6 protein-coding genes are annotated in these 5,788 nt (G+C 68.6%); 4 read left to right on the top strand and 2 right to left on the bottom strand.

From position 1 onward, the window contains the following. Together RMO85_RS13350 and RMO85_RS13345 are read left to right on the top strand one after the other, a co-directional pair. Positions 1 to 442: hypothetical protein (locus tag RMO85_RS13350; protein ID WP_310529214.1), on the top strand; the 442-nt coding region annotated here is incomplete at its 5' end. Between the two features lie 47 nt (positions 443 to 489). Next, positions 490 to 1,053 (top strand): hypothetical protein, encoded by a 564-nt coding sequence (locus RMO85_RS13345; protein ID WP_310529213.1) that lies wholly within the window; start codon positions 490 to 492, stop codon positions 1,051 to 1,053. Positions 1,054 to 1,195: 142 nt separating this feature from the next. Here RMO85_RS13345 and RMO85_RS13340 read toward each other — a convergent pair whose 3' ends face one another. After that, positions 1,196 to 2,551: a histidine kinase gene (locus RMO85_RS13340; protein ID WP_310529212.1), complete on the bottom strand. Its 1,356-nt coding sequence runs from the start codon at positions 2,549 to 2,551 to the stop codon at positions 1,196 to 1,198. Next, complete coding sequence (locus RMO85_RS13335; protein ID WP_310529211.1) at positions 2,548 to 3,273, bottom strand: response regulator transcription factor; 726 nt, start codon at positions 3,271 to 3,273, stop codon at positions 2,548 to 2,550. Before RMO85_RS13335 ends, RMO85_RS13340 begins: the two co-directional genes overlap by 4 nt. A 210-nt stretch (positions 3,274 to 3,483) precedes the next feature. Here RMO85_RS13335 and RMO85_RS13330 point away from each other — a divergent pair, with 210 nt between their 5' ends. After that, positions 3,484 to 4,371 carry a GNAT family N-acetyltransferase gene (locus RMO85_RS13330; protein ID WP_310529210.1) on the top strand — a complete coding sequence of 296 codons (888 nt, stop codon included), beginning with the start codon at positions 3,484 to 3,486 and terminating at the stop codon, positions 4,369 to 4,371. A gap of 23 nt (positions 4,372 to 4,394) precedes the next feature. Beyond that, positions 4,395 to 5,567, top strand: coding sequence for a quinolinate synthase NadA (nadA, locus tag RMO85_RS13325; RefSeq protein WP_310529209.1), 1,173 nt, complete (start codon positions 4,395 to 4,397; stop codon positions 5,565 to 5,567). Positions 5,568 to 5,788: the final 221 nt, after the last annotated feature.

The following is a 5,788-nucleotide window of genomic DNA, read 5'->3' as shown; positions in this document are numbered from 1 at the left end:
CATGCCCTATCCGACCGACGCACGGGCCGGGCGGTCACTGGTGAACTATCAAGCGGCTCCTGCCGGCGACGGACCCCAAGCCTTCCGGGACCCTGGGACTGTCCCGTGGCTCAGGGCGTACGCCGGCGACCCCATGCTCGTGCACGTGCTGGTCTCACCGGGAAGCGAGAACGCCCACGTGTTCGGATTGGGCGGCCTCCAGTGGCCTCGCGACCGGTTCCTGGAGATGTCGAACCTCACCGCCACGCAGGGGATGGGGCCGTGGGAGACGGTGGACGCCGATGTGCTCGGTGGCGCAGGAGGCACCGCTCGTCAGCCCGGCGACTACTTCTACGGCGACGTGCGACGCCCCTTCACGGCGGTCGGCGTGTGGGGACTGCAACGAGTGCTGGACCCCGCGACCACCTGTTCGTTCCTCCTGGTCGACGGAAGCACATGCTGAGCCGGGCGCCGTCGAGGCAATCTCCACCGCGCGCGCACCCTCCGCTGATGACGAGCACTCGACGCGAACTCGACGACCTGGGCTTCTGGGCGTCCGCTCGCCCAGGGGCCTGCGTCGCCCTGGGTGGCTCGGCGCTCATCCACAGCACCGTGATGGGTGAGCACCTCGCCCAATGGGTGGTGGCAGGACTGTTCTTCCTGGCGCTCGTGGGCGTGGAGACGGCGTTGGCTCTGGCCGTCATCTATGCCTGGGGACGGCGAACAGCCCAGGCCGTGGTGCTGACCGGTGTCGTCACCGTCGCTGTCTGGCTGGTTTCTCGAACGGTGGGCCTTCCTGTGGGGCCGGCCGACTTACGCGTGCCGGAGGCCGTAGGGGTGCCGGACCTGGCGAGCTGCCTGCTCGAGCTCGGAGCGGCCGCCCTGGCGTGGCGTACCGCAGTCTCCACTGCCCCGATCACCGCCGAAGCAGGAAGAAGGTCGGCTCGTTCCCCCGGTCGATGGTTGACGGTCGCCATCACCATGGTGGCGCTGACCATCACGGCGTGGGGCGTGCGCCCTGCTCTGACACTCGACGACCCACCTGCCCACCACCAGCGCGGGAGCTCGTCCTGAGTGCGGCAACGCACGGATGCCCCGCGCCGTCGTGTCGAGAGCGTCTCGTCCTCAGGACCGCGACGGCTCCATCCCCCCAGACAGCAACGCACCCCGGCACCCCCCATACGGGGTGCGTTGCCCAGCGTTCGGAGCTTCACGCTCAGCCGGGATCGTCGCTGAGTCCCGGCAAGGCAACAGGGATCGTGACACACAGTTCCGCGCCGCCTGTCGGGCCTTCGCCGAGATGGAGCGTGCCGCCCAGGTCCCGGACGAACTGCCCGAGCAGACGCAACCCCACGTGTCCCTCCTCGGCCACCTCGGAAACGACACCTCGGCCGTCGTCCGTCACGAGGACCTCGACAAGTTCGCCACGGCGGCTGACCTCGACGACCACAGATCTGGCCTCGGCATGCTTCTCGACGTTGCGCAGCCCCTCGCGAACGACGCGATACACGAGCCCTCCTACCGTCTCCCCCAGTTCCAGGTCCGGATCCACCTGAACGGAGACCTCCAGCCCGACGTGGGCGGCTTGGCTTCTCAACGACTCCAGCGCCGCGACAAGCCCAGGACCGTCGAGCTCGGCGGGGGCAAGGTCGACCACGATGGACCGCAGGGCCACCAGGCTCTTCTCCAGGAGGGCGTTGATCCGGCGTCCGACGTCTCGAGCGGCGTCCGCTGACGCGTCGCCCGGCAGCCGGTCGATCACAGCTGGCAGGGCGTAGCTGATCGCCGAGAAGTCCTGAATCACCCCGTCGTGAAGCTCCTGCGCGAGGCCCCGGCGCTCCTCGTGCCACGACCGCAGGGACCGCTCGAGAATCGTCGAGCGGTGACCGTTCACCCGGTCGATGCGGCGGGCCAGCGAGATGGCCAACGGCAGGGTGGCGAACTCGAGGAGCAGAAGCATGCCCAGGCTCACGGGCAGCAACTCGCGAAAGATCGCCTGATAGTCCTGATCGAGCCTCTCGGGCGACACGTAGGCCTCGAACAGGAACGGGACACTGTCCTCGTCGAGGCCGGCGACATAGACCTCCAACAGCTCGCGCTCGCCCTCTTCGCGCCCCGGATGCTCGGGGCGTTCCCCAGGCTCCACGAGGAGCGAGCCCCCGCTCAGCACCAGGTCCTCGAGTTTGTCGGTCAAGGCGAACAGCTTGCCCACGGCCTGTTTGTCGTCGGCCCACAGGACTCGCCCCTGTGCGTCCCACAGCACGATGTGACTGACCGAGCCGTAGCGCAAGCGGGCTTCCATGGCCTCATTCAGTGCCCGCATGGCCTCCGGATCCCGGCTCCGAACCGCTGCATTGACGAGCGGAGCGGCAACGCTGTGGGCAATGGCCTCACTGCGGGAGCGAGCATCTCGAATGGCCTCGTCCCTGGCGATGTGCCGACTGACCAGCGCCGTCGTGATTCCCAGGAGCACCAGGGTCGCGAAGCTGAGTAGCGCGAACCGGGCCAGCGCCGACTGAACGACTGACCGGGGTGTGTGCGTCAGTTGCCTGTGATGGACCCGGATGATCATGTGTCTAGTGCAAGGCCCCGTCGCCGGGCTATGGCCACTGCTTCCAGCTGTGAGTGCGCCCCCAGCTTCCACAAGAGCGCCTTGATGTAGCCGCGGCATGTGCTCGTCGTGATGCCGAGTTCTTGCGCAATCGCATCGCTGCGCATCCCCAGCATCAGCATCGCCAGCACGTCCCTCTCCCGGCGGCTGAGCGGGTTCTCCGTGCGGTCCCTGCGATCACCCCCACCAGCGGGGCCCTTGGCCGGCCCGAGCAGGCCAGGGTGTACCAGCAGGCCACCTTTCCCCGCCGACTTCAGTGCGTCCATGAGGTCCCGCAACGAGCCGTTCTTGGGCAGCACCGAACTGGCCCGGGCCTCCACCGCACGCCGCACCAGAGTCGAGTCCGCGTGACCGGTCAGGAGCACCACGTGGATCCCCGGAAAGCGCGACGTGATGGCGGCCGTCGCAGTCAACCCGTCGCCCTCGTCATTGCTGAACTCGTAGTCCATGACCACCAGGTCCGGCTGTTGCGTGGCCACCAGGCGCAGTCCGCTGACCAGGTCGGCGGCGACGCCCAGGCAGCGCAGCTCGGAGTCCGAGTCGATCGCGAACTTGAGCAGCTCGGCGAAGGTGGAGTGGTCGTCGATGACGACGACACTGCGAGTGGACCGGCCCTGGTCGGTGTGGACCCCGGTCCGGGGCATGGGCACGACGGGCACCAAGGTCGAAGTCAGTTCGGGCATTGCCCCCCCTTTTCCTGGACCAGAGCTACGGTCACCTCGTGGTCACTTTGTGGTCATCATTGTGCGTCCGGGGGGGAGTCCGTGTACGCGGGCGAGCCTGATATCCCCCAGATTGGGCACCCGATTGTGGGGTACCAGCACCCCCACGATGGGGCACCCGTCGGGTCATGCCGACCGACCCCTGCCTCGAGGGCAGGGCAGGATGACGGCATGACCCAGGTGCTGATCCGGCCCGCTCGCGAGTCCGACCTCGAGGCCATGGCGGCGATCACTGCGACCAGCTACCACGAGGTCGACGCCCGCACCTTCCAGCGCTCCTGGCCCGACCCGCAGCCACGCCTCCGGTCACGCAACACCGCATGGATCCATCGCACCCGGCACACCCTCACGACGGACCCCGGGGGCTGCTGGGTCGCGGAGGTCGACGGGCAGGTCGTCGGCGGGGCGACCTCCCGGGTGCGCGAGCTGATGTGGATCCTGTCGTCCTTCGCGGTCGAGCCGGACCACCAGGGGCAAGGGATCGGCCTGCAGCTCCTCGCGGCGGCAATGCACTACGGCCGGGGTTGCCTTCGCGGCATGTTCGCCGCCACTGCGGACCCGGGCGCCGTACGCCGCTATCGGCTCGCGGGCTTCACACTGCACCCGCAGATGTTCCTCACGGGAGTCGTGGAACGCGGAGCGATCCCGGTCGTCGAGCGGGCCCGGGAGGGTTCGGCCGGTGACATCGACCTGCTCAACTCGATCGATCGGCAGACGCGCGGCGCCGCTCACCTGTCCGACCACGAGGTGTTGCTCGACCAGTTCCGGCTGGTCGTGTGCGAACGCGCCAACGGTGCGGGCTACGCCTACGTCGACGACACCGGCTCACCGTCCCTGCTCGCGGCCACCACGCGGCGTACGGCGCAGGACGTCATGTGGGAGGCGCTCGGCTCGTCCGCCCCGGGCTCGACGGTCGCGGTGCACCACATCACCACGGTCAACGAATGGGCTGTCGACGTCGGCCTGGCAGCTCGGATGTCGCTGCACCAGAGCGGCTACCTGTGCCTGCGGCGGATGCTGCCGCCAGCGCCCTACCTGCATCACGGCTCGTTGCTGTGATCGGTCGCCAATAGACTGATGGCATGACCACCATCGACCTGCCGCTGCTCCCGCTGGGCAAGGGCCGCGACCTCACCTCCGAACGAGGCGTCGAGTGCCCGGGCGACCTGCCCGCCGCCTCCGACCCCGACCTCGTCGCCCGCGCCCGCGCGGCCAAGGAGGCACTCGGTGAGCGCGTGTTCGTGCTCGGCCACCACTACCAGCGCGACGAGGTCATCGAGTTCGCCGATGTCACCGGTGACTCGTTCAAGCTCGCGCGCGACGCGGCCGGCCGGCCGGACGCCGAGTTCATCGTCTTCTGCGGCGTGCACTTCATGGCCGAGTCGGCCGACATCCTCACCGCCGATTCCCAGAAGGTGATCCTCCCCGACCTTGCCGCCGGGTGCTCGATGGCCGACATGGCGCGCCTCGGCCAGGTCGAGGACGCCTGGGACGCGATGGCCGACGCCGGCGTCCAGGACAGCATCGTGCCGGTCACCTACATGAACTCCTCGGCCGACATCAAGGCCTTCTGCGGCCGCAACGGCGGCGTCGTGTGCACGTCGTCCAACGCAGATGTCGCCCTCGAGTGGGCCCTCGAGCAGAAGCCGGACGCGAAGATCCTGTTCTTCCCCGACCAGCACCTCGGCCGCAACACCGCGGTGCTCAAGATGGGCTTCTCCCTCGACGACTGCGTCGTGTGGGACCCGCTCCAGCCCGGCGGCGGCCTCACCTCCGAGGAGCTGCAGTCGGCCCGGATGATCCTGTGGAAGGGCCACTGCTCGGTGCACGGCCGCTTCACCCCCGAGGTCATCGACGCGCTGCGCGCCAAGCACGAGGGGATCAACATCCTCGTGCACCCCGAGTGCACCCACGAGGTCGTCCTCAAGGCCGACCTGGTCGGCTCCACCGAGTTCATCATCAAGACCATCGAGGCGGCCGAGCCCGGCACCACCTGGGCCATCGGCACCGAGCTCAACCTGGTCAAGCGGCTGGCGGACGCTCATCCGGACAAGAACATCGTCTTCCTCGACCGCAACGTCTGCTACTGCTCGACGATGAACCGCATCGACCTCCCGCACTTCGTGTGGGCGATGGAGTCACTCGTCGCCGGCCAGGTCGTCAACCAGATCACCGTCGACGAGGCAACCGAGCAGCACGCGCTCGTCGCGCTGCAACGGATGCTGGACCTGCCCGGCAAGTCTCACCGCGACTGACGCCCCCTGCTCCGCGCCCACGCGTAGACACGCGGACATTGGTCGCGCGGCGGCCGGGGGTACACGCTCTGCTGGTCCTCGCCAGGGCAGCAATGTCCGCGTGTCTACGCGTCAGGCAGTGGCCAGGCCACGGCCGAGGCCGGCAGCCCGTCGACCCTCTACCCGAGCATGATAGTTGTCCGCGGCACCCGCGCGACCAGATAACAAAGGTCGGCGTCGCT

It is taken from the genome of Nocardioides sp. (assembly GCF_031422975.1).
GTDB lineage: Bacteria > Actinomycetota > Actinomycetes > Propionibacteriales > Nocardioidaceae > Nocardioides.
This window is presented reverse-complemented; position numbering and strand designations above follow the sequence as displayed.